Annotated in this window: 20 protein-coding genes and 1 pseudogene; 11 read left to right on the top strand and 10 right to left on the bottom strand. The window is 69.7% G+C overall.

Translation table 11 applies throughout. The features are described 5' to 3' along the window. Positions 1–58: 58 nt before the first annotated feature. Complete coding sequence (gene meaB, locus AV521_RS37235) at positions 59–1,015, top strand: methylmalonyl Co-A mutase-associated GTPase MeaB (protein WP_076095032.1); 957 nt, start codon at positions 59–61, stop codon at positions 1,013–1,015. Positions 1,016–1,419: 404 nt separating this feature from the next. On the opposite strand, the gene AV521_RS37230 is transcribed toward meaB, so the two are convergent. From AV521_RS37230 to AV521_RS37215, 4 genes are all read right to left on the bottom strand, one after another. Then, a complete protein-coding gene (locus tag AV521_RS37230; protein WP_076095029.1) occupies positions 1,420–1,896 on the bottom strand; it encodes a MarR family winged helix-turn-helix transcriptional regulator in 477 nt (158 codons plus the stop codon). A 92-nt stretch (positions 1,897–1,988) separates the two neighbouring features. After that, positions 1,989–2,798 carry an AIM24 family protein gene (locus AV521_RS37225; protein ID WP_076095027.1) on the bottom strand — a complete coding sequence of 270 codons (810 nt, stop codon included), beginning with the start codon at positions 2,796–2,798 and terminating at the stop codon, positions 1,989–1,991. Beyond that, positions 2,795–3,445, bottom strand: coding sequence for an AIM24 family protein (locus tag AV521_RS37220; protein ID WP_076095025.1), 651 nt, complete (start codon positions 3,443–3,445; stop codon positions 2,795–2,797). The genes AV521_RS37225 and AV521_RS37220 overlap by 4 nt, the downstream gene beginning before the upstream one ends. A 1-nt stretch (position 3,446) precedes the next feature. Continuing rightward, complete coding sequence (locus AV521_RS37215) at positions 3,447–4,079, bottom strand: AIM24 family protein (protein WP_076095186.1); 633 nt, start codon at positions 4,077–4,079, stop codon at positions 3,447–3,449. A 195-nt stretch (positions 4,080–4,274) separates the two neighbouring features. On the opposite strand from AV521_RS37215, the gene AV521_RS37210 reads away from it, so the two are divergent. Together AV521_RS37210 and AV521_RS37205 are read left to right on the top strand one after the other, a co-directional pair. Beyond that, the gene (locus AV521_RS37210; protein WP_076095023.1) at positions 4,275–4,619 is read left to right on the top strand and encodes a DUF3817 domain-containing protein; all 345 of its coding nucleotides are present in this window, start codon (positions 4,275–4,277) and stop codon (positions 4,617–4,619) included. Continuing rightward, a complete protein-coding gene (locus AV521_RS37205) occupies positions 4,616–4,906 on the top strand; it encodes an MTH1187 family thiamine-binding protein (RefSeq protein ID WP_076095021.1) in 291 nt (96 codons plus the stop codon). The genes AV521_RS37210 and AV521_RS37205 overlap by 4 nt, the downstream gene beginning before the upstream one ends. Positions 4,907–5,004: 98 nt before the next feature. Here AV521_RS37205 and AV521_RS52985 read toward each other — a convergent pair whose 3' ends face one another. Then, a complete protein-coding gene (locus AV521_RS52985) occupies positions 5,005–5,235 on the bottom strand; it encodes a hypothetical protein (RefSeq protein ID WP_076095019.1) in 231 nt (76 codons plus the stop codon). Positions 5,236–5,291: 56 nt separating this feature from the next. Continuing rightward, the gene (locus AV521_RS52980) at positions 5,292–5,435 is read right to left on the bottom strand and encodes a hypothetical protein (RefSeq protein ID WP_371917096.1); all 144 of its coding nucleotides are present in this window, start codon (positions 5,433–5,435) and stop codon (positions 5,292–5,294) included. Between the two features lie 107 nt (positions 5,436–5,542). Between AV521_RS52980 and AV521_RS37195 the strand changes: the two are divergent. The 4 genes and pseudogenes from AV521_RS37195 to AV521_RS37180 all read left to right on the top strand — a co-directional run. Beyond that, positions 5,543–6,106: pseudogene (locus AV521_RS37195) on the top strand (MFS transporter); the annotation flags it as partial. Between the two features lie 11 nt (positions 6,107–6,117). Continuing rightward, positions 6,118–6,627 carry a MarR family winged helix-turn-helix transcriptional regulator gene (locus AV521_RS37190; protein ID WP_076095017.1) on the top strand — a complete coding sequence of 170 codons (510 nt, stop codon included), beginning with the start codon at positions 6,118–6,120 and terminating at the stop codon, positions 6,625–6,627. Positions 6,628–6,682: 55 nt separating this feature from the next. Next, positions 6,683–7,021, top strand: coding sequence for a DUF3817 domain-containing protein (locus tag AV521_RS37185; RefSeq protein WP_076095015.1), 339 nt, complete (start codon positions 6,683–6,685; stop codon positions 7,019–7,021). A gap of 198 nt (positions 7,022–7,219) precedes the next feature. Beyond that, complete coding sequence (locus tag AV521_RS37180) at positions 7,220–8,944, top strand: methylmalonyl-CoA mutase (RefSeq protein ID WP_076095013.1); 1,725 nt, start codon at positions 7,220–7,222, stop codon at positions 8,942–8,944. 234 nt (positions 8,945–9,178) lie between these two features. Here AV521_RS37180 and AV521_RS37175 read toward each other — a convergent pair whose 3' ends face one another. Continuing rightward, complete coding sequence (locus AV521_RS37175) at positions 9,179–9,817, bottom strand: TetR/AcrR family transcriptional regulator (RefSeq protein WP_076095011.1); 639 nt, start codon at positions 9,815–9,817, stop codon at positions 9,179–9,181. Positions 9,818–10,038: 221 nt separating this feature from the next. On the opposite strand from AV521_RS37175, the gene AV521_RS37170 reads away from it, so the two are divergent. The 4 genes from AV521_RS37170 to AV521_RS37150 all read left to right on the top strand — a co-directional run bounded on the left by AV521_RS37170 (position 10,039) and on the right by AV521_RS37150 (position 14,276). Next, on the top strand, positions 10,039–11,007 hold the full coding sequence (locus tag AV521_RS37170) for a tetratricopeptide repeat protein (protein WP_076095009.1): 969 nt from the start codon (positions 10,039–10,041) through the stop codon (positions 11,005–11,007). A gap of 623 nt (positions 11,008–11,630) precedes the next feature. Next, positions 11,631–12,263 carry a DUF6230 family protein gene (locus AV521_RS37160; RefSeq protein WP_076095007.1) on the top strand — a complete coding sequence of 211 codons (633 nt, stop codon included), beginning with the start codon at positions 11,631–11,633 and terminating at the stop codon, positions 12,261–12,263. Between the two features lie 116 nt (positions 12,264–12,379). Then, positions 12,380–12,943 carry a DUF6114 domain-containing protein gene (locus AV521_RS37155; protein WP_076095005.1) on the top strand — a complete coding sequence of 188 codons (564 nt, stop codon included), beginning with the start codon at positions 12,380–12,382 and terminating at the stop codon, positions 12,941–12,943. Beyond that, positions 12,933–14,276, top strand: a complete 1,344-nt coding sequence (locus AV521_RS37150; protein ID WP_107481126.1) for a hypothetical protein — start codon at positions 12,933–12,935, stop codon at positions 14,274–14,276. The genes AV521_RS37155 and AV521_RS37150 overlap by 11 nt, the downstream gene beginning before the upstream one ends. Before the next feature lie 98 nt (positions 14,277–14,374). On the opposite strand, the gene pyk is transcribed toward AV521_RS37150, so the two are convergent. From pyk to pta, 3 genes are all read right to left on the bottom strand, one after another. After that, the gene (gene pyk, locus AV521_RS37145) at positions 14,375–15,802 is read right to left on the bottom strand and encodes a pyruvate kinase (protein ID WP_076095003.1); all 1,428 of its coding nucleotides are present in this window, start codon (positions 15,800–15,802) and stop codon (positions 14,375–14,377) included. 84 nt (positions 15,803–15,886) lie between these two features. Then, positions 15,887–17,107, bottom strand: a complete 1,221-nt coding sequence (locus tag AV521_RS37140) for an acetate kinase (protein ID WP_076095001.1) — start codon at positions 17,105–17,107, stop codon at positions 15,887–15,889. 26 nt (positions 17,108–17,133) lie between these two features. Continuing rightward, positions 17,134–19,209 (bottom strand): phosphate acetyltransferase, encoded by a 2,076-nt coding sequence (gene pta, locus AV521_RS37135; protein WP_076095000.1) that lies wholly within the window; start codon positions 19,207–19,209, stop codon positions 17,134–17,136. Positions 19,210–19,403 lie beyond the last annotated feature (194 nt).

Here is a 19,403-nt window from a genome sequence, read left to right as displayed (position 1 = left end):
GCTGTACGTCGGTCTCTGTACGTCGGTTGTACGTCGCTGAAGTGAACGGAGCTGTTTGATGCAGGACGTCTCCTCTCTGGTGGCCCGGGCCAGGGAAGGCCGGCCGCGGGCCGTGGCCCGGCTGATCTCCCTGGTGGAGGGGGCGTCCCCGCAGCTCAGGGAGGTCATGGCAGCACTGGCGCCACTGACCGGCAACGCCTATGTGGTGGGCCTCACCGGCTCCCCGGGAGTCGGCAAGTCGACGTCGACCTCGGCGCTCGTGAGTGCCTATCGCAAACAGGGAAAGCGGGTCGGCGTCCTGGCTGTCGACCCGTCCTCCCCGTTCTCGGGCGGTGCCCTGCTCGGCGACCGCGTCCGTATGTCGGAGCACGCTTCGGACCCCGGCGTCTACATCCGCTCGATGGCCACGCGGGGCCACCTGGGCGGCCTCGCCTGGGCCGCACCGCAGGCGATCCGCGTCCTGGACGCCGCGGGCTGCGACGTGATCCTGGTCGAGACGGTCGGCGTCGGCCAGTCGGAGGTGGAGATCGCCTCCCAGGCGGACACGTCGGTGGTCCTCCTGGCCCCGGGCATGGGCGACGGCATCCAGGCGGCGAAGGCGGGCATCCTGGAGATCGGCGACGTGTATGTCGTCAACAAGGCCGACCGGGACGGCGCCGACGCCACGGCCCGCGAGCTGAACCACATGCTGGGCCTGGGCGAGTCCCGTGGTCCCGGCGACTGGCGTCCGCCGATCGTGAAGACGGTCGCGGCCCGTGCCGAGGGCATCGACGAGGTCGTGGAGGCCCTGGAGAAGCACCGCGCGTGGATGGAGGAGCGCGGTGTGCTCACCGAGCGCCGCAGAGTCCGCGCGGCCCGCGAGGTGGAGACCATCGCCGTCACGGCGCTGCGTGAGCGCATCGGCGACCTGCACGGCGACCGCCGCCTCAGCGCGCTCGCGGAGCGGATCGTCGCGGGCGAACTGGACCCGTACCGAGCGGCGGACGAACTGGTGGCGGGCCTGACCCAGGGCTGACCCCGGTCAACCTCCTTACCGGGAAGCTGTCTTGATCCACATGCTCCTCACCCTGGCGTAGAGCGCACCCCGGTCCGCGAGGCCGCAGGCATGGCCCTCGCGGACCTTCGGTGTCCTCTCTCCCGCCTCCGCCCTGAACCGGCGCCCCGGGGTACCGCCGGTGACCACGGGTGGTCCGGCGCCTGAGTGAACACAGCGGTGAGCGCGGGAAGTTCGGGCGGGGCGCCGGGTGCGGGTCTGCCGATCGCCGGCCTACTGCTACCGCTGTGCTCCACCCTGGCCAGTGCAACTGCACTGGGCAGCGCCTTTGGTGCTTCTGCCGTCGCCGTGCCGCGGGCCGCCGCGGGGCGGTCGCGCAGTTCCCCCCCGCCCCTGGAGAACCGCGGCGCCCTCGGCCGGCTGGCTCAGGGACGCCCCCGCTGTCCCCGCAGGTGGTCGGCGATCGGCTTCAGGGCCTTGTCCAGTTCCGTCAGGGCCTCCGGCGACAGCAGGTCGATGAAATGCCGCCGCACGGAGGCGACATGATGTGGCGCCACCTTCTTCATCGTCTCCAGGCCGTGCTCGGTCAGTACGGCGTACAGCCCCCGCCGATCGGACTCGCAGTTCTCGCGGCGCACCAGATTCGCGTTCTCCATGCGCGTGATCTGGTGCGAGAGCCGGCTCTTGGACTGCAGGGTCGCGGAGGCGAGGTCGCTCATCCGCATACGCAGGTCGTCCGACTCGGACAGGTTCACGAGGATCTCGTAGTCGTTCATAGTCAGGCCGAACGGCTGCAGATCCTTCTCCAGCTGGTACGTCAACAGCCTGTTGACCTCCAGGTGGGTGCGCCAGGCGCACTGCTCCGCATCGGTCAGCCAGTGCGTGGCCGTCTCAGTCTCCATGAATGAAGTCTACCTAAGAAGTTGAATGGCGAACTACTTTGGATGGTGTGACAGTGCGCACGCGTTCGACGTCACACTCCGCAGACTACCGCTCACAGCCCGAAGCGACGCTGGAGGTCCCCCAGCTGTCCGGGAAGGCGCGGTGCGGCGGACGGTTGCGGACCGTGTCCGCCCGGTGCCGTACCGCCACCTCCGGGCACCCCTGGTTCGGACGGCACGACCCCCGTCGCCACCTCGCCCATGAGGGTCTCCGTCGACTGCAGCAGGACCGTCCCGGCACCCACGAACTCGAACTGGTGCTCCTCACCGGAGACCCCGCCGAGGCCCGTCATCGCACGTAGACCGCCCAGTACGCCCGTCAGGTAGCCGTGGTCGTAGTGATGGCACGGCGACGGGCAGTCGGCCCACCCGACGAGCGCCTGCGGGTCGACCCGGATCGGAGGCTCCATGAACACCACCGGACCATTAGATGCAGCCACAAACTTTCCGGTTCCGATAAGGGTCAGAAAACCCGGCACGATCGATTGCTTGAGCGCGAGACTTGGCTGAAAAGCGAGCAGATTGCCCGCGCGAATGGTCAAGTTCCCGTCGTCCAGGTCGTAGGAGTTGACGTCGAAGGCCCGGTCGGCGAGCAGCATCTTGCCCGAGCCGGCCGCCACGACCCAGTCGCTCGCGTGCAGTGGCGAATGGAACGACGTGCGGACAATTCGGTCGAGTCGGCCGTGTCCGATGCCGTTGAACTCGATCGCCCCGTAGTAGGCGATCATCTTCCCCTTCTGCAGGAACCACTGCCCGCTCTTGAGCTCGACGCAGAACGTGTACGTGTTCACGTTGTCGTCGGCGGGCAGGGACATCGGGTCGTACGCGACCGGTCCGGCGCCCGGAGTTCCGTAGGTGCTCACAGCTTCTCCTCCGACGCCTGGACGTACACCGTGCCGTTGCCGCTCAGCTCCAGCTGGAAGGCCTCGCCGGAGCCACGGCCCACCATCTCGCGCCAGCCGAGCGCGGCGGACAGCCTGTTGCGGACCTCGCCGTGATGGGCGACGTACGCCTGCGGGTCGACATGGACCGGGTGCTGGGGGGTGATCGGGATCTCGAAGACACCGCCGTGCGCCATCACGGCGACCGAGCCCTGGCCCTGGAGGGTGGTGGTGAACAGACCCTGCCCGGTGACCTGGCCCCGGACCAGGCCCATCACCCCGCCCTGCGAGCCCATGAACATCGTGCCCTGCCGGAGCGTGCCCTCGAAGGCGAGCAGCCGGTCTGCCTCGACGTAGAGGGTGTCGCCGGTGAGGTTGATGACGTGCACATGGTGGCCGCCGTGCCCGAAGAAGACGGTGCCGCTGCCTTCGACGGTCATCAGCGGGGTCGCCTCGCCGGACACCCGGCGCCCGATCATGGACACCAGCCCGCCCTGGCCGCCCTGGATGTTCGGCGTGAAGGACACGTCCCCCTTGTAGGCGAGCATCGCGCCGCGCTGGCTGTACAGCCGCTGCCCCGGCAGCACGGTCGCCTCGACCATCTTGGAGTTGATCTCCCGGAACGTCATGTCAGAGATCCCCCGCGATCGTGTTCCGCTCGCTCGGCTGCACGTACACCAGTCCGTCGCCCTCGAAGCGGATCTGGAAGGCCTCGCCGCCGCCCTCCCCGAAGAACGTGCGGAACGTCACACCGGACTGGAAGGACTGCCGGACATTGCCCTGGTGGGCGATGTAGGCACCCGGGTCGACGATCAGCGGGTACTGCGGGCTGACCCGGAGCACGACCGCCGGCCCGTCGGACATGATCGCCGCCTGGCCGTGTCCCTCGACCGTGGTCGTGAACAGCCCGTTGCCCTGCGAGGCGCCGCGCAGCCCGGTGAACGTCGTGCCCGTCCGCAGCCCCGCGTCCGTCACGAGGAGATTGCTCGACTCGACGTACAGCTTGTCCCCCTGGAGGCCCACGAGGTTGATCTCCGAGGCGCGGTCCGCGAACCAGCAGGTCCCGTGCCCCTTCACCTCCATCACCGTCATCTGCTCGCCGGTGAGCCGCCGGGTCACCATCCCGCGCAGCCCCTCACCGCCACCGGTGAGCTTCTTGAAACTCATCTGCCCGTCGTACGCCACCATCGAGCCGTTCTTCGCCTTCACGGCATCCCCGGTCATCTCGACGGCGAGCACCTTGCTGCCTTGGAGTCGGAACATCGCCACGCAGCGAAAGTAGCGGCGCGGCGGGTGGACGGAACAGGCCCCGTGGGTGGATACCGACCCTGAGCGGACCCCTAGGGTTGCCGTTTGCCACAATGGGTGAACGCTTGTGCGTGCGTTCACAAACGGCAGCCCCCAGCCGACGGACCGCAACCGGCAGACCGTCGCGAGAACTCCCACCGAAGGTGACCCGTGGACATCAAGACCGCCACCGCCCTCCGCCGCCTCCGCCTGGTCTCGGCCCCGGAGGCCGTGTCCTTCCTGATCCTGCTCGTCTGCTCGGTGCTGAAGCGGACCACGGACTTCAACGCGGTCCCCGTCATGGGCGCGGTCCACGGCGTCCTGTTCGTGCTCTACGTGATCTTCTGGGCGGACGCCTGGAACCGCACGAAGTGGCCGCTGAAGACCGCCGCCCTCTACTTCGTCCTCTCGGTGCTGCCCACCGGCGGCTTCTTCGCCGAGCGCAAGCTCAAGCGCGCCGCCGAGGACGAGGTCATCGCCGCCCGCGCCCGCAAGGAAGGGGTCGTGAACGCATGATCGTCGCCTTCTCCGTGACACCCCTCGGTGTCGGCGAGGACGTGGGGGAGTACGTCGCCGACGCCGTGCGCGTGGTGCGCGAGTCGGGTCTGCCCAACCGGACCGACGCGATGTTCACCTCCGTCGAGGGGGAGTGGGACGAGGTGATGGACGTCGTCAGGCGGGCCGTCGCCGTGGTGGAGGAGCGGGCACCGAGGGTTTCTCTGGTGCTCAAGGCCGACATCCGCCCGGGTGTCACGGATGGGCTCACGTCCAAGGTGGAAACGGTCGAACGGCACCTGGCGTAGCCCCGCGCCCTGTTCAGTCGGCTGTCCCGCTGTCAGTGCCATGCCCGGCGGTGTCCGCTCGTACACGTACAGCACCTGGTGGCCGTGGCGGAGGGACGTCACGGGGCCAGCCGTAGCCGATGGGCCAGGGCTGTGGTGGTCGTCGGCTCGTGCAGTGCGGCGAGGACCGCCGCCCGGTCGCGGCCCGGCAGTCGTACCAGCGCGTCCGGGGTCCGGGTGCCCGGCTCGGTCCACAGACCGGCGATGCCGCGGGCCGGACAGACCGGTGTGGGCTGCCACGGGGGTTCGAAACCCGTGATCGCGTCGGGCCAGGAGAAGGCGCTCGGCATCAGGACCAGGCCCTGGCCGTCGAGGTCGCGCGTGTACTCGATGTGCTGTGCGAGCGTCAGTTACGGCCGTCCCAGGACAGCCGGGGGTCCAGCTCGGGCAGCAGCGCGCCGAGCCCCACCTCGGCCGGCCGGCGCGAGTGGAAGGCCACGTCCGCCTCCAGCAGGGCCCGCAGCCGGGGCCGGTCCGGTGCGACCAGCACCCTCCCCCAGTTCTCGGCTTCGCTCGAACCGGGGGACCCCCATCGCCGCCGCCGGGCCCGCCCTCCGGGCGGACGACGGGAGTTCGACGACAGGGCCTGGCGCGGGCACCCCGGCGCCGGGTCTGCGCCTGCTGTTCGCCGACCGCCGGGTGCGCGTCCTGCTGCTGGTGTTCTGGATCCCGGCGGCGTTCTCCGTCGTCCCCGAGGCGCTGGCGGCGCCGTACGCCGACGAGCTGGGCCGTCGCTCCACGGGGCTCGGGCTGCTGATGTGCGCCCTGCCCGTCGGCACGGTGGCGGGCGAACTGTTCGCCGGGGCCAGGCTCGGCCCCGCGGCCCGCGAACGCGTCGTGCTCCCGCTGCTCTGCCTGACCCTGCTGCCGTACCTCGGCTACGCCCTGCGCCCCGGGCTCGTCCCGTCCCTGCTGCTCCTGCTGCTGTCCGGGGCCGGATCGGCGTACGCCCTGGGCCTGGACCAGTGGTTCGTGCGGGCCGTGCCGGAGGAGCTGCGCGGGCGGGCCATGACCGTGCTGAGCGCCGGGCTGATGACCGTCCAGGGCATCGGCATGACGCTGGCCGGGGTGGCGGGCGTGCTGTGCTGCTGCGCGCCGGCCGTCGCGGCTCGGGCGACCGAAAGCCGAGACGGGGCTGCCCGGAATATGACCGGCCGGTAGGGTCTGATGACGTGCCGAAGCCACTCAGCCTCCCCTTCGACCCCATCGCCCGTGCCGACGAGCTCTGGAAGCAGCGCTGGGGAAACGTGCCGTCCATGGCCGCGATCACCTCGATCATGCGGGCCCAGCAGATCCTGCTCGCCGAGGTGGACGCGGTGGTCAAGCCGTACGGACTGACGTTCGCGCGCTACGAGGCACTGGTGCTGCTCACCTTCTCCAAGGCCGGTGAGCTGCCCATGTCCAAGATCGGTGAGCGGCTCATGGTGCATCCCACGTCCGTGACCAACACCGTCGACCGGCTGGTGAAGTCCGGGCTGGTCGCCAAGCGCCCCAACCCGAACGACGGCCGCGGCACCCTCGCCGTCATCACCGACAAGGGCCGCGAGGTGGTCGACGCGGCCACCCGCGACCTGATGGCCATGGATTTCGGGCTCGGGGTGTACGACTCGGAGGAGTGCGCGGAGATCTTCGCGATGCTCCGTCCGCTGCGGGTCGCGGCACACGATTTCGACGACGACTGAGACGGGGGCCGACCCCGGCCAAGATCTCCCGGAACGGGTGGTTACGCTCGACCCCATGAAGAAGAGCGTGCTGACCCGCTACCGCGTCATGGCCTACACCACCGGTGTCCTGCTGGTGCTGCTGTGCCTGAGCATGATCGCCAAGTACGGGCTGGACATCAGCGGTGCCGCGGACTTCACGCGAGTCGTGGCCATCGCCCACGGCTGGCTGTACGTCGTATACCTGATCTTCGCGTTCGACCTGGGCTCGAAGGCGAAGTGGCCCGTCGGCAAGCAGCTGTGGGTGCTGCTCGCGGGGACCATCCCCACCGCCGCCTTCTTCGTCGAGCGCCGGATCAGCCACGAGCTGGAGGCCAAGGTCGCCGACCCGGCCCCGGTCGCGGCCAAGGCCTAGGGTCTGCCGGGCGGACCCCGTCGCAGAGGCGGGGGCACCCCCCCATCGCCCCCGCTCATCCGCGCTGATGAGGCGCCGTCGATACCCTGCGACCCGATCCGCCGGACAGGCCTGGCGCCCCCGCCTCCACTGCCGCGCGAGTGCCGCTCGGCGGTCGGCCATCGACATTTACTTGGACGTCCTAGTAAATTCGATGGTATGGACGCTCACGCCATCGAGGAGGGCCGCCGGCGCTGGCAGGCCCGCTATGACGCCGCGCGCACGCGCGACGCTGACTTCACCACGCTCTCCGGCGATCCCGTGGAGCCGGTGTACGGGCCCCGACCGGGCGATACGTACGAGGGATTCGACCGGATCGGCTGGCCCGGGGAGTACCCCTTCACGCGCGGGCTCCATCCGACCGGCTACCGCGGGCGTACCTGGACGATCCGGCAGTTCGCCGGGTTCGGCAACGCCGAGCAGACCAACGAGCGGTACAAGATGATCCTGGCCGCGGGCGGCGGTGGGCTGTCCGTCGCCTTCGACATGCCGACGCTCATGGGGCGCGACTCCGACGACCCGCGCTCGCTCGGCGAGGTCGGGCACTGCGGCGTCGCCATCGACTCGGCCGCCGACATGGAGGTCCTGTTCAAGGACATCCCGCTCGGCGACGTCACCACCTCCATGACCATCAGCGGGCCCGCCGTGCCCGTCTTCTGTATGTACCTGGTCGCCGCCGAGCGCCAGGGGGTGGACCCTTCGGTCCTCAACGGCACGCTCCAGACCGACATCTTCAAGGAGTACATCGCGCAGAAGGAGTGGCTCTTCCAGCCCGAGCCGCATCTGCGCCTCATCGGCGACCTGATGGAGTACTGCGCGGCCGGGATTCCCGCGTACAAGCCGTTGTCCGTCTCCGGCTACCACATCCGCGAGGCCGGGGCGACGGCCGCGCAGGAGCTGGCGTACACGCTGGCGGACGGCTTCGGGTACGTCGAGCTGGGGCTCAGCCGCGGTCTGGACGTCGACGTCTTCGCGCCCGGTCTCTCCTTCTTCTTCGACGCGCACGTCGATTTCTTCGAGGAGATCGCCAAGTTCCGTGCGGCGCGCCGGATTTGGGCCAGGTGGATGCGAGATGTCTACGGCGCCCGGTCCGAGAAGGCACAGTGGCTGCGGTTCCACACGCAGACCGCGGGTGTGTCGCTGACCGCGCAGCAGCCGTACAACAACGTGGTGCGTACGGCCGTGGAGGCGCTGGCCGCCGTGCTGGGCGGGACCAACTCGCTGCACACCAACGCGCTCGACGAGACGCTTGCCCTGCCCAGTGAGCAGGCGGCGGAGATCGCGCTGCGCACGCAGCAGGTGCTGATGGAGGAGACCGGGGTCGCCAACGTGGCGGATCCGCTGGGCGGTTCGTGGTACATCGAGCAGCTGACGGACCGGATCGAGGCGGACGCGGAGAAGATCTTCGAGCAGATAAAGGAGCGGGGTCTGCGGGCGCACCCGGACGGGCGGCACCCGATCGGGCCGATCACCTCCGGGATCCTGCGCGGCATCGAGGACGGGTGGTTCACCGGCGAGATCGCCGAGTCCGCCTTCCGCTATCAGCAGGCGCTGGAGAAGGGCGACAAGAAGGTCGTCGGCGTCAACGTCGCCACCGGGTCCGTCACGGGGGATCTGGAGATCCTGCGGGTGAGTCATGAGGTGGAGCGGGAGCAGGTCCGCATCCTGGGCGAGCGGAAGGGGGCGCGGGACGAGGCGGCGGTGCGCTCGGCGCTGGACGCGATGCTGGCCGCCGCGCGTGACGCCCGCGGCGGAGCCGCCAATGGGGGCAGCAACATGATCGAGCCGATGCTGGACGCTGTGCGGGCCGAGGCGACGCTGGGCGAGATCTGCGGGGTGCTGCGGGACGAGTGGGGCGTGTACACGGAGCCGGCCGGCTTCTAGGGCCCCGGTGGGCAACGTCTGCCCGTAGGGAGCGGCGTCCGGTGCGTGCGCTCGGTGTGCCGGCCGGAGGCCGTACCCGACGGGCCGGGCGTCCGCGGGCTCTCGGCCGGTCCGGGGAGAGGGCGTGCCGGGCGTCGCGACGGGGCGGACGTCAGGGCCTGTGCGGTGCGGGCGTACCAGCGGGCCCCGCCCCCCGGACCCCGGGCTGCGCTCGGTCGGCCGCGCGGTGGCCGCTCAGGGCTGCGGCTCGGTCGGCTGGGAGGCTCCTGCCAGGCCCAGCAGCAATATCCGTGTGAAGCTGTGGACCCAGTCCTCGTTCGCCGGTTTGCCGCTCACCAGGGTGCGGTGGACGACCGCGCCCGCCACCATGTCGAAGATCAGGTCCACCGTGCGGGCGGACTCCTCCGGGTCGGGTTCCGGGGGGAGTTCGCCGCGGCGCTGGGCCCTGGCGCGGCCCTCCAGGACCAGCCGCATCTGGCGTTCGACGATGGACGCGCGGATGCGCTCGCGCAGGGCGTCGTCGCGGGTGGACTCGGCGACCACCGCCATCAGGCCGCTCTTCGCCTCCGGACGGGCCAGGATCGCCGCGAACTGCAGGACCACGCCCTCGATGTCGGCCGCGAGGCTGCCGCGGTCGGGGAGTTCCAGCTCGTCGAACAGTTCTGCCACCGCGTCGCACACCAGCTCCGGCTTGCCCGCCCAGCGGCGGTACAGCGTCGTCTTCGCAACTCCGGCGCGCGTCGCCACGTCTCCCAGGGTGAGCTTGGACCAGCCCAGTTCCACCAGCGCCTCCCGGGTCGCGGCCAGGATCGCGGTGTCCGCGGTGGCGCTGCGCGGACGTCCGGTACGGCTGGCGGGAGTGCGGCTCTGCATCCCCCGACCATAACCGGCGGGAACTGTGCGGTCGTGAGGGAGATCACCGGGGGGTGGTGTCGCGAGGGGTCCCGATGGCATTACGCTACGAGTCGTAGCGAAAGCTCGTGAGAGCTCGTGCCGGACGTACGCGAGCGACGACCACGGGGCGTGGGGTGGGGACCCGGCGCCCGCACCGACGACTTTTTCATTTCGACGCGGTAACGGGGGAGGATAGACGCATGCAGCCACGGAACATGTCCATGAGCGGCGTCGTCGACCTCGCCGCGGTGAAGGCGGCCCAGGAGGCCAAGGCCAAGGCCGAGCAGACGCGCGCCGAGGCCGCCCGGCAGGGCGGCACGGGGGCCGTCGCCCCGGCCGATCTCGTCATCGACGTCGATGAGGCGGGATTCGAGCAGGATGTCCTGCAGCGCTCCGCCGAAGTCCCCGTCGTCATCGACTTCTGGGCCGAGTGGTGTCAGCCCTGCAAGCAGCTGAGCCCGGTCCTGGAGCGGCTGGCCGTCGAGTACAACGGGCGCATCCTCCTCGCCAAGATCGACGTCGACGCCAACCAGATGCTGATGCAGCAGTTCGGGGTCCAGGGGATTCCGGCCGTCTTCGCGGTCGTCGCGGGACAGGCGCTGCCCCTCTTCCAGGGGGCCGCAGGCGAGCAGCAGATCCGGGAGACCCTGGATCAGCTGGTGCAGGTCGCCGAGCAGCGCTTCGGGATCGCCGGCCTGACCGTCGACCCGGACGCTCAGCCCGGCGCCGCCCCCGCCGAGGTCCGGGAGGGCCCGTACGACGCCGCGCTGAACGCGGCCGCCGACGCCCTGGACGCCGGTGACCTGGCCGGTGCCGTCCAGGCGTACAAGAACGTGCTGGCCGACGATCCGGCCCACCCCGAGGCCAAGCTGGGCCTGGCGCAGGCCGAGCTGCTGCAGCGGGTGCAGGGCTTCGATCCGCAGCAGGTCCGCCAGGAGGCCGCCGCGAAGCCGAAGGACGCGGCCGCGCAGATCGCCGCCGCCGACCTGGACCTGGTGGGCGGCCATGTCGAGGACGCCTTCGGGCGGCTGATCGAGACCGTGCAGCGCACCGTCGGTGACGACCGGGACACGGTGCGGCGCCGGCTGCTGGAACTGTTCGAGGTCGTGGGCCCCGAGGACCCGCGCGTGATCGGGGCGCGCAGGGCGCTCGCGCGGGCGTTGTTCTGACCAGTCGCTAAACGCCGCGGCTTGTGATGCCGAGGTGAAAGATTCGCCGACGAGACGTCAGGGCGACTCCGCTTTACCAAATCTTGGTAATCGGGTGATCTGTTACTCCGAGTAAGTCGAAGCCGTTGATCTGTCTGGTTTTGTCCAGGGGTCAACGGCTTTGCTCTGCCCTGAGATGACACCCAGAGTCGCACTCCGAGACCGGTCGGTCGTACTCCGGTTATCCAGCCGTTACTAGCCAGTAACGAACCCCCTTGTGCCCGGCGCGAGAATGCACCACGATCGGCGACGCTCGGTCCATTCCCGTACCCCGACATCCGGTTGGGTCGCGGGAGACACTGGGTCCCCACCGAGCAGAGCCGACGGCAGTGGCGCCGGCTCTTGGGCAGGGGGGTCTTCGTCCACCCGGCGAAGCCTGTCCAGCAAGGTTGTGCGTGATGCGTGTCAGGCGCGACCAGTGGTTGTCGCTCGGGAATGATCGCCGGTGATTCGGGCGCGCTTCGCGCCACTGAGCGCGGGCGTTCTCCTTCCCGAGGACGTAGCACTTCTCCCATCCCTGCCCGGGTGAGCCGCCTGTTGGGGCGATTCCGGGCCAGGAGATGTACGTCCGAGAAGGAGGAAAAATGGAGTCCCAGGTGCGTGGCGGGACCAGATGGAAGCGGTTCGCTGTGGTCATGGTGCCCAGCGTGGCCGCCACGGCGTGCATAGGTGTCGCCCTCGCGCAGGGTGCTCTCGCCGCTTCGTTCAGCGTGTCCGGTCAGTCGTTCAAGGTGACCGCGGACAAACTGGTCGGTCAGGGCTTCGAGCAGTACGGCGCGATCGACAACGGCTACACCATGAGCGGCCAGCAGACCGCTCACCCGGTCGCGGTCTCGGCCTTCAAGAGCGCCTCGATCAGCAACATGTGCCAGTCCGTCGTGACGCCGAACATCCCGGTGCTGGGCTCGGTGAGCCTGGTGCTGAAGGCGGGCGCCGACAAGCCGGTCGAGGCCGACAATCTCTACATCGACCTCGACGACCTCAGCGCCGATGCCACCTTCAACAACATCGACATCGGTGTGGCTGCCAAGGACGCCAACAAGGGTCCGGGTATGAAGGGCGGGAAGGAGCAGTCCAACCCGTACGGCTTCGCACAGCAGGCCGACTCGGCCACGCTGACCGGTGTGAAGCAGACGGCCTGGGCGACCACGGCCGGAACCTTCAAGCTCAGCGGTCTGCACATGTCGGTGCAGACGGGTACGCACGAGTGCTACTGAGCACTCACTGACGGGCGGGGGAGCCGGTGGCGCCCCCGCCTGTCCACTCTCCGGCCGTGCTTCACAAGCGGTCCACATCACCACCACAGCAACGCCGCACCAGGGAGCTGTTTTCCATGAGCGCCGAGACTCCTGCCGCCGCACCCGGCCAGTTCACCCGCCGGAGGCTGCAGTTCCGCGCCTGGCGGGGCACCCGTCCTTTCTGGGCTGGTCTGTTCGTCTTGCTCGGCGGCTTTCCGATCATGTACTTCCCGTACGCCCACCTCCAGGTCGGACATCTGACGCTGGCGATGGCGACCACCGCGGGAGCCGGATCCCTGATCATCGGCGTGCTGCTCATGGTCCTGGGCATCAGCCTCTGGTTCCAGAAGCACGTCCGCACGTTCGCGGGCGTCGCGGCGATCCTGCTCGCGCTGGTGTCCATCCCCGTGTCCAACTTCGGTGGCTTCGTCCTCGGCTTCCTCTTCGCCCTCATCGGCGGAGCGATGGCCGTGGCCTGGGCGCCGGGCGCGCCTCCGCAGCCGCAGCCGCCCGCCGAGGCGGCTCCCGGCGAGGGCGGTGCCCCGCAGGCCGCGGTGCCGTCGGAGCAGCGCGCGGACGCGTTCGACGCGTTCGGGGAGAACGACCTGTCAGGAACGAGCCCGGCCAACGGGGCGAACGGGAGGCACAGTGCCGGCTGACGAGGTGACCCGCGGGACCGACGAGGACGGGTCCCACGTGAGAACCGGGCCCCGCCATGCGGCCCCCAGAAAACCACTGTTCACCAGGTTCCACATGCCGGCGGGCAAGGCGATCGCCTCCGTGGCGATGCCGACGGCGGTGCTGATGGGCATGGGCTTCACGTCCACGCTCGCCCTCGCGGACAGCGGTGGCAGCCCGTCCCCGTCGACGACCTCGAAGAGCCTGACGGCCGACGAGTACAAGAACTGCGTCGCGGCGATGGACGGCTCCAAGAGCGCCTCGCCGTCGCCCTCCGCCTCGGCGAGCAAGTCCGCGGACACGGCCACGCCGACGCCCTCGGCGAGCGACAGTGCCAAGGACACGAAGTCCGGTGGCTCGGGCACGACCTCTTCGCCGGATTCAGGTTCCGGCGACAAGGCCTCGCCCACGCCTACCGCGACGTCGGCCCCCTCCTCCTCGGGCTCCGGCTCGGGCTCGTCCGGTGACACGGCCACGCCCACCCCGTCGGCGTCCAAGAGCAGCGGCGGTCTGCTGGGCACCATCGGCGACACGCTCGGCGGCATCCTCACCGGCGGCAGCAAGGACTCCGGATCCCCCTCCGCGAGCCCGACGCCGTCCGCGACCCCGTCGGCGGGCAAGTCCTCGGACTCGGCGTCCCCGTCGGACTCGTCGTCGTCCGGTTCCAAGGCCTCCGACACCGTCTCCAATGCCGCCAAGGCGGTCGGCGACACGGTCAAGAGCACCACCGACACCGTCAAGAGCACCACCGGCTCGGTCTCCAAGGCGGCGCAGGACACGGCCAAGGCGGCCGCGTCGGCCACGCCGAGCCCGTCCGCGAGCTCCAGCACCCCGGCGGGGAACTGCCCGGCGGCCACGACCGACCAGGGCGGCGTCGACAACAAGGTGCCGGTGGCGGACGACCCCTGGTACCTGGACGCCAGCTCGCTGCTGCTCAAGGGCGCCGACTACCAGGGCATCGTCGAGGTGAAGACGGCGTCCGGCACCACCAAGAAGGTGCTGAAGTACGTCATCTCCGACGGCACGGACATCGGGGACCTGCACCAGACGGTGAAGGACAAGCTCTCGGGCAAGACCTACCACGTGCAGGCGGCCGGCGGGTCGACGTCCACCATCCGGGGCGGCGCCACCACGATGTACACCGAGAGCATCTCGGGCAACCTCTTCGGCCTGATCCCGATGAAGTTCACGCCCGACAGCCCGCCCCCGCTGAACCTGCCGCTGATCTACTTCACCAATGTGAAGGTGGTCCAGGCAGCCCAGTTCGGCGGCAACCTGCACGTGCCCGGCATGCATGTGTACACGACCGACTGACCGGTCCCACAAGCCCGTTCGGGAGCCGCAACACACTGAGGGCGCCCCCTGATCCCAGGGGGCGCCCTCAGTGCCGTACAAGGCCCTTGCGGGGCTTGTCAGTTGCCCTGCGTGCCCAGGTGGTGGACGCGGAGCATGTTGGTGGTGCCGGGGACGCCGGGGGGCGAGCCGGCGGTGATGATGACCGTGTCGCCCGCGTTGAAGCGGCCCAGCCTGGCGATCTCCTGGTCCACCAGGTCCACCATCTCGTCCGTGGTGTTCACGAACGGCACGACGTGCGACTCCACGCCCCAGCTCAGCGTGAGCTGGTTGCGGGTGCCCTCGTCCGTGGTGAAGGCGATGATCGGCTGGATCGCGCGGTACCGGGACAGGCGGCGCGCGGTGTCACCGGACTGGGTGAAGGCGATCAGGCCCCGGCCGCCGAGGAAGTCGGCGATCTCGCAGGCCGCGCGGGCCACCGAACCACCCTGCGTGCGCGGCTTCTTGCCCGGCACCAGCGGCTGCAGGCCCTTGGAGAGCAGCTCCTCCTCGGCCGCCTTGACGATCTTCGACATCGTCTTGACCGTCTCGACCGGGTACGCGCCCACGCTGGACTCGGCCGACAGCATGACCGCGTCGGCGCCGTCCAGGATCGCGTTGGCCACGTCGGAGGCCTCGGCGCGGGTCGGACGGGAGTTGGTGATCATCGACTCCATCATCTGGGTCGCCACGATCACCGGCTTGGCGTTGCGCCGGCACAGCTCGATCAGGCGCTTCTGCACCATCGGGACCTTCTCAAGCGGGTACTCGACGGCGAGGTCGCCACGGGCCACCATCACGGCGTCGAAGGCCGCGACGACGTCCTCCATGTTCTCCACCGCCTGCGGCTTCTCCACCTTGGCGATGACCGGGACCCGCCGGCCCTCCTCGTCCATGACGCGGTGCACGTCCTGGACGTCCTTGGCGTCCCGGACGAAGGACAGCGCGACCATGTCGCAGCCCATGCGGAGGGCGAAGCGCAGGTCCTCGACGTCCTTGTCGCTCAGCGCCGGCACGTTGACGGCCGCGCCGGGCAGGTTGATGCCCTTGTGGTCGGAGATGACACCGCCCTCGATGACGATGGTCTTCACCCGCGAGCCCTCGACATCCAGGACCTTCAGCTCGACGTTGCCGTCGTTGATCAGGACCTGGTCGCCCTTGTCGACGTCGCCCGGCAGCCCCTTGTACGTCGTACCGCAGATGTGCTTGTCGCCCGGTACGTCCTCGGTCGTGATGACGAACTCGTCACCGCGTTCGAGCTCGACCGGACCCTCGGCGAAGGTCTCCAGGCGGATCTTCGGGCCCTGCAGGTCGGCGAGGACACCGATGGCCCGGCCGGTCTCCTTGGCCGCGCCCCGGACGCGGTCGTACCGCGCCTGGTGCTCGGCGTGGGTGCCGTGGCTGAAGTTGAACCGGGCTACATTCATGCCCGCCTCGATCATGGCGACGAGCATCTCGTGGGAGTCGACCGCGGGGCCGAGAGTACAGACGATTTTCGAACGGCGCATGGGGCGATCCTATCGGTTTGTTTCGCTACGGAATATTCCGTCTGGCGGAAGATACAAATGAGTGCCACACCGCTCAGGTGCTATTCAGTTGTTCTTTCCGACCAGTGCGTAGGTCTGGGTTGCGATCTCCAGTTCTTCATCCGTCGGCACCACGGCGACGGCGACACGCGCATCCCGCGGAGAGATCAGCCTGGCCCCGTCCGCTCGCACCGCGTTCAGCTCCGGGTCGACCGCCAGGCCCAGCCCCTCCAGGCCCGCGATCGCGGCCTCGCGCACCGGCGCCGCGTTCTCGCCGACCCCGGCCGTGAACGCCACCGCGTCCACCGTGCCGAGGACGGCGTAATAGGCGCCGATGTACTTCTTGAGCCGGTGAATGTAAATGTCGAACGCGAGAGCGGCCTCTTCGTCCCCCTCGTCGATCCGGCGGCGGATCTCCCGCATGTCGTTGTCCCCGCACAGACCGAACAGGCCGCTCCTCTTGTTGAGAAGAGTGTCGATCTCGTCCATGGACATTCCGCCAACCCGTGCCAAATGGAAGATGACGGCGGGATCCAGATCACCGGAGCGCGTCCCCATCACGAGCCCCTCCAGCGGAGTCAGCCCCATGGAGGTGTCCACGCACCGGCCCTTGTCGACCGCGGACGCGGAGGCGCCGTTGCCCAGGTGCAGCACGATGACGTTGACCTCGGACGGATCCTTGCCCAGCAGTCGCGCGGCCTGACGCGAGACGTACGCGTGCGAGGTGCCGTGGAAGCCGTACCGGCGGATGCGGTGGCGGTCGGCGATCTTCGGGTCGATCGCGTAGCGCGCCGCGGACTCCGGCATCGTCGTGTGGAACGCGGTGTCGAAGACGGCGACCTGGGGCAGGTCGGGGCGGAGCGCCCGGGCGGTGCGGATGCCGGTGAGGTTGGCCGGGTTGTGCAGCGGGGCGACCGGGATCAGCCGCTCGATCTCGGCGAGCACCTCGTCGTCGATGACGGTCGGCTCGGTGAAGAACAGGCCTCCGTGCACCACCCGGTGCCCGATCGCGGCCAGCTCCGGCGAGTCGAGGCCGAGGCCGTCCCGGGTCAGCTCCTCGGCGACCGCCTTGAGCGCGGCGTCGTGGTCGGCGATGGGCCCGGTGTGCTCGCGGGTGTCGCCGGTGGTGAGGCAGGCGTGCTTGAGCCGGGAGGTCTGCTCGCCGATGCGCTCCACCAGACCGACGGCCAGTCGGTTCGCGTCGCGCATGTCGAGCAGCTGGTACTTCACCGACGAGGAGCCGGAGTTGAGGACGAGGACGCGAGTCGCTGCGCGGGTTGCTGCCACGGTGTTGAAGTGCTCTCTGTTTGACGTTACTTGACGGGCGTCTGGGCCTGGATCGCCGTGATGGCGACGGTGTTGACGATGTCCTGGACGAGGGCGCCGCGGGACAGGTCGTTGACGGGCTTGCGCAGACCCTGCAGGACCGGGCCGACGGCGATCGCGCCGGCCGAGCGCTGCACGGCCTTGTACGTGTTGTTGCCTGTGTTGAGGTCCGGGAAGATCAGGACCGTCGCCTGCCCGGCGACATCGGAGTCCGGCAGCTTGGTGGCCGCGACCGACGGCTCCACGGCCGCGTCGTACTGGATCGGCCCCTCGATCTTCAGGTCGGGCCGGCGCGAGCGCGCCAGCTCGGTGGCCTCGCGCACCTTGTCGACGTCGGCGCCGGAGCCGGAGGTGCCGGTGGAGTACGACAGCATCGCGATCCTGGGCTCCACGCCGAACTGAGCGGCCGTACCCGCCGACTGGGTCGCGATGTCCGCGAGCTGCTCGGCGTTCGGGTCCGGGTTGACCGCGCAGTCGCCGTAGACCAGCACCTTGTCGGCGAGGCACATGAAGAAGACGGACGAGACGATCGAGGAGTCCGGCCTGGTCTTGATGATTTCGAAGGCGGGCCGGATGGTGGCCGCCGTGGAGTGCACCGAGCCGGAGACCATGCCGTCGGCCAGGCCCTCCTGGACCATCAGGGTGCCGAAGTAGTTGACGTCCGACACGACGTCATAGGCGAGTTCGACCGTGACGCCCTTGTGGGCGCGCAGCGCCGCGTACTTCTCGGCGAAGGAGTCCCGCAGTTCGGAGGTGGCCGGGTCGATCAGCTGGGTGTCGCCGAGGTCGATGCCGAGGTCGGCGGCCTTCTTGCGGATCTGGTCCTCAGGCCCGAGCAGGGTCAGGTCGCAGACCCCGCGGCGCAGCAGCACCTCGGCCGCGTGCAGCACCCGCGCCTCAGAGCCCTCCGGGAGGACGACCCGGCGCCGGTCGGAGCGTGCCTGTTCCAGGAGCTTGTGCTCGAACATCATCGGGGTGACCCGGTCGCTGCTCGGCGCCGAGACCCGGCGGGCCAGGTCGGCGGTGTCGGCGTAGCGCTCGAACAGGCCGAGCGCGGTCTCCGCCTTGCGCGGGGTGGCCGCGGTCATCTTCCCCTCCAGCGAGAACAGCCGCTCAGCGGTGGGGAAGCTGTTGCCGGCCACGGAGAGGACCGGGGTGCCCGGGGCGAGCCGGGCCGCGAGGGTGAGGATCTCGTCGGTCGGCACCTCGTTCAGGGTGAGGATGACACCGGCTATCGGCGGGGTGCCGGCGCTGTGCGCGGCCAGCGAGCCGACGACCAGGTCGGCGCGGTCGCCCGGGGTGACGACCAGGCAGCCCGGGGTCAGGGCGGTGAGCAGGTTCGGCAGCATCGCGCCGCCGAAGACGAAGTCCAGCGCGTCCCGGGCGAGCCCCGAGTCGTCGCCGAGCAGGATCTTGGCGCCCAGGGCGTGGCCGATCTGGGAGACGGTCGGCGCGGACAGCGCTGGCTCGTCGGGCAGCACGTAGCAGGGCACCGGCATCCGGGTGTCGAGCCGCTCGGCGATCAGGTCGCGGTCCTCGCGGGCCACCCGGTTGACGGCCATGACGAGCACGTCGCAGCCGAGGCCGTCGTAGGCGCGGTAGGCGTTGCGGGTCTCCGCGAGGACGGACTCGGCCGACTGCTTGCGGCCGCCGACCACCGGGATCACGGAGGCGCCGAACTCGTTGGCGAGACGGGCGTTCAGGGACAGTTCGTCCGGCAGCTGGGTGTCGGCGAAGTCGGTGCCGAGGACGAGGACCACGTCGTAGTCCCGCGCGACCAGGTGGAAGCGGTCGACCAGCGCCGAGACCAGCTCGTCGGTGCCCTGCTCGGCCTGGAGCGCGGACGCCTCGTGGTAGTCCATGCCGTAGACGGTCGCGGGGTCCTGCGAGAGGCGGTAGCGCGACCGCAGCAACTCGAACAGGCGATCGGGTCCGTCGTGCACGAGCGGACGGAAGACGCCCACCCGGTCGACCTGCCGGGTCAGCAGTTCCATGACTCCCAGCTCCACGACCTGGCGGCCGTCACCGCGATCGATCCCGGTCACGTACACGCTGCGCGTCACGCGTCGACTCCGTTCCTCATGTCATATGTCCGATAGGCCTGCGTACTGGCCAGAAGGTCGTGTCTTCGGCATAAAAATCGCCCACCAAGGTGAGCTGAACCCTCTTGACAATACCTCTGCCGCCGGATAAGGCGCCCGTCAAGTGGCTCACGGTCCCGGCGGACGTGGAACAATCGACACTGGCTCACCGGCAC

Origin of the sequence: Streptomyces sp. IMTB 2501 (genome assembly GCF_001953885.1) — a bacterium.
Taxonomy (GTDB): Bacteria; Actinomycetota; Actinomycetes; order Streptomycetales; family Streptomycetaceae; genus Streptomyces.
This window is presented reverse-complemented; position numbering and strand designations above follow the sequence as displayed.

What these genes read in the sequence shown, in the direction of transcription:
- meaB (WP_076095032.1), top strand. Translation starts at nt 59, where the DNA reads ATGCAGGACGTCTCCTCTCTGGTGGCCCGGGCCAGGGAAGGCCGGCCG.
- AV521_RS37230 (WP_076095029.1), bottom strand. Translation starts at nt 1,896, where the DNA reads ATGGAGACTGAGACGGCCACGCACTGGCTGACCGATGCGGAGCAGTGC.
- AV521_RS37220 (WP_076095025.1), bottom strand. Translation starts at nt 3,445, where the DNA reads ATGACGTTCCGGGAGATCAACTCCAAGATGGTCGAGGCGACCGTGCTG.
- AV521_RS37215 (WP_076095186.1), bottom strand. Translation starts at nt 4,079, where the DNA reads ATGTTCCGACTCCAAGGCAGCAAGGTGCTCGCCGTCGAGATGACCGGG.
- AV521_RS37205 (WP_076095021.1), top strand. Translation starts at nt 4,616, where the DNA reads ATGATCGTCGCCTTCTCCGTGACACCCCTCGGTGTCGGCGAGGACGTG.
- AV521_RS52985 (WP_076095019.1), bottom strand. Translation starts at nt 5,235, where the DNA reads ATGCCGAGCGCCTTCTCCTGGCCCGACGCGATCACGGGTTTCGAACCC.
- AV521_RS37185 (WP_076095015.1), top strand. Translation starts at nt 6,683, where the DNA reads ATGAAGAAGAGCGTGCTGACCCGCTACCGCGTCATGGCCTACACCACC.
- AV521_RS37180 (WP_076095013.1), top strand. Translation starts at nt 7,220, where the DNA reads ATGGACGCTCACGCCATCGAGGAGGGCCGCCGGCGCTGGCAGGCCCGC.
- AV521_RS37175 (WP_076095011.1), bottom strand. Translation starts at nt 9,817, where the DNA reads ATGCAGAGCCGCACTCCCGCCAGCCGTACCGGACGTCCGCGCAGCGCC.
- AV521_RS37170 (WP_076095009.1), top strand. Translation starts at nt 10,039, where the DNA reads ATGCAGCCACGGAACATGTCCATGAGCGGCGTCGTCGACCTCGCCGCG.
- AV521_RS37160 (WP_076095007.1), top strand. Translation starts at nt 11,631, where the DNA reads ATGGAGTCCCAGGTGCGTGGCGGGACCAGATGGAAGCGGTTCGCTGTG.
- AV521_RS37155 (WP_076095005.1), top strand. Translation starts at nt 12,380, where the DNA reads ATGAGCGCCGAGACTCCTGCCGCCGCACCCGGCCAGTTCACCCGCCGG.
- pyk (WP_076095003.1), bottom strand. Translation starts at nt 15,802, where the DNA reads ATGCGCCGTTCGAAAATCGTCTGTACTCTCGGCCCCGCGGTCGACTCC.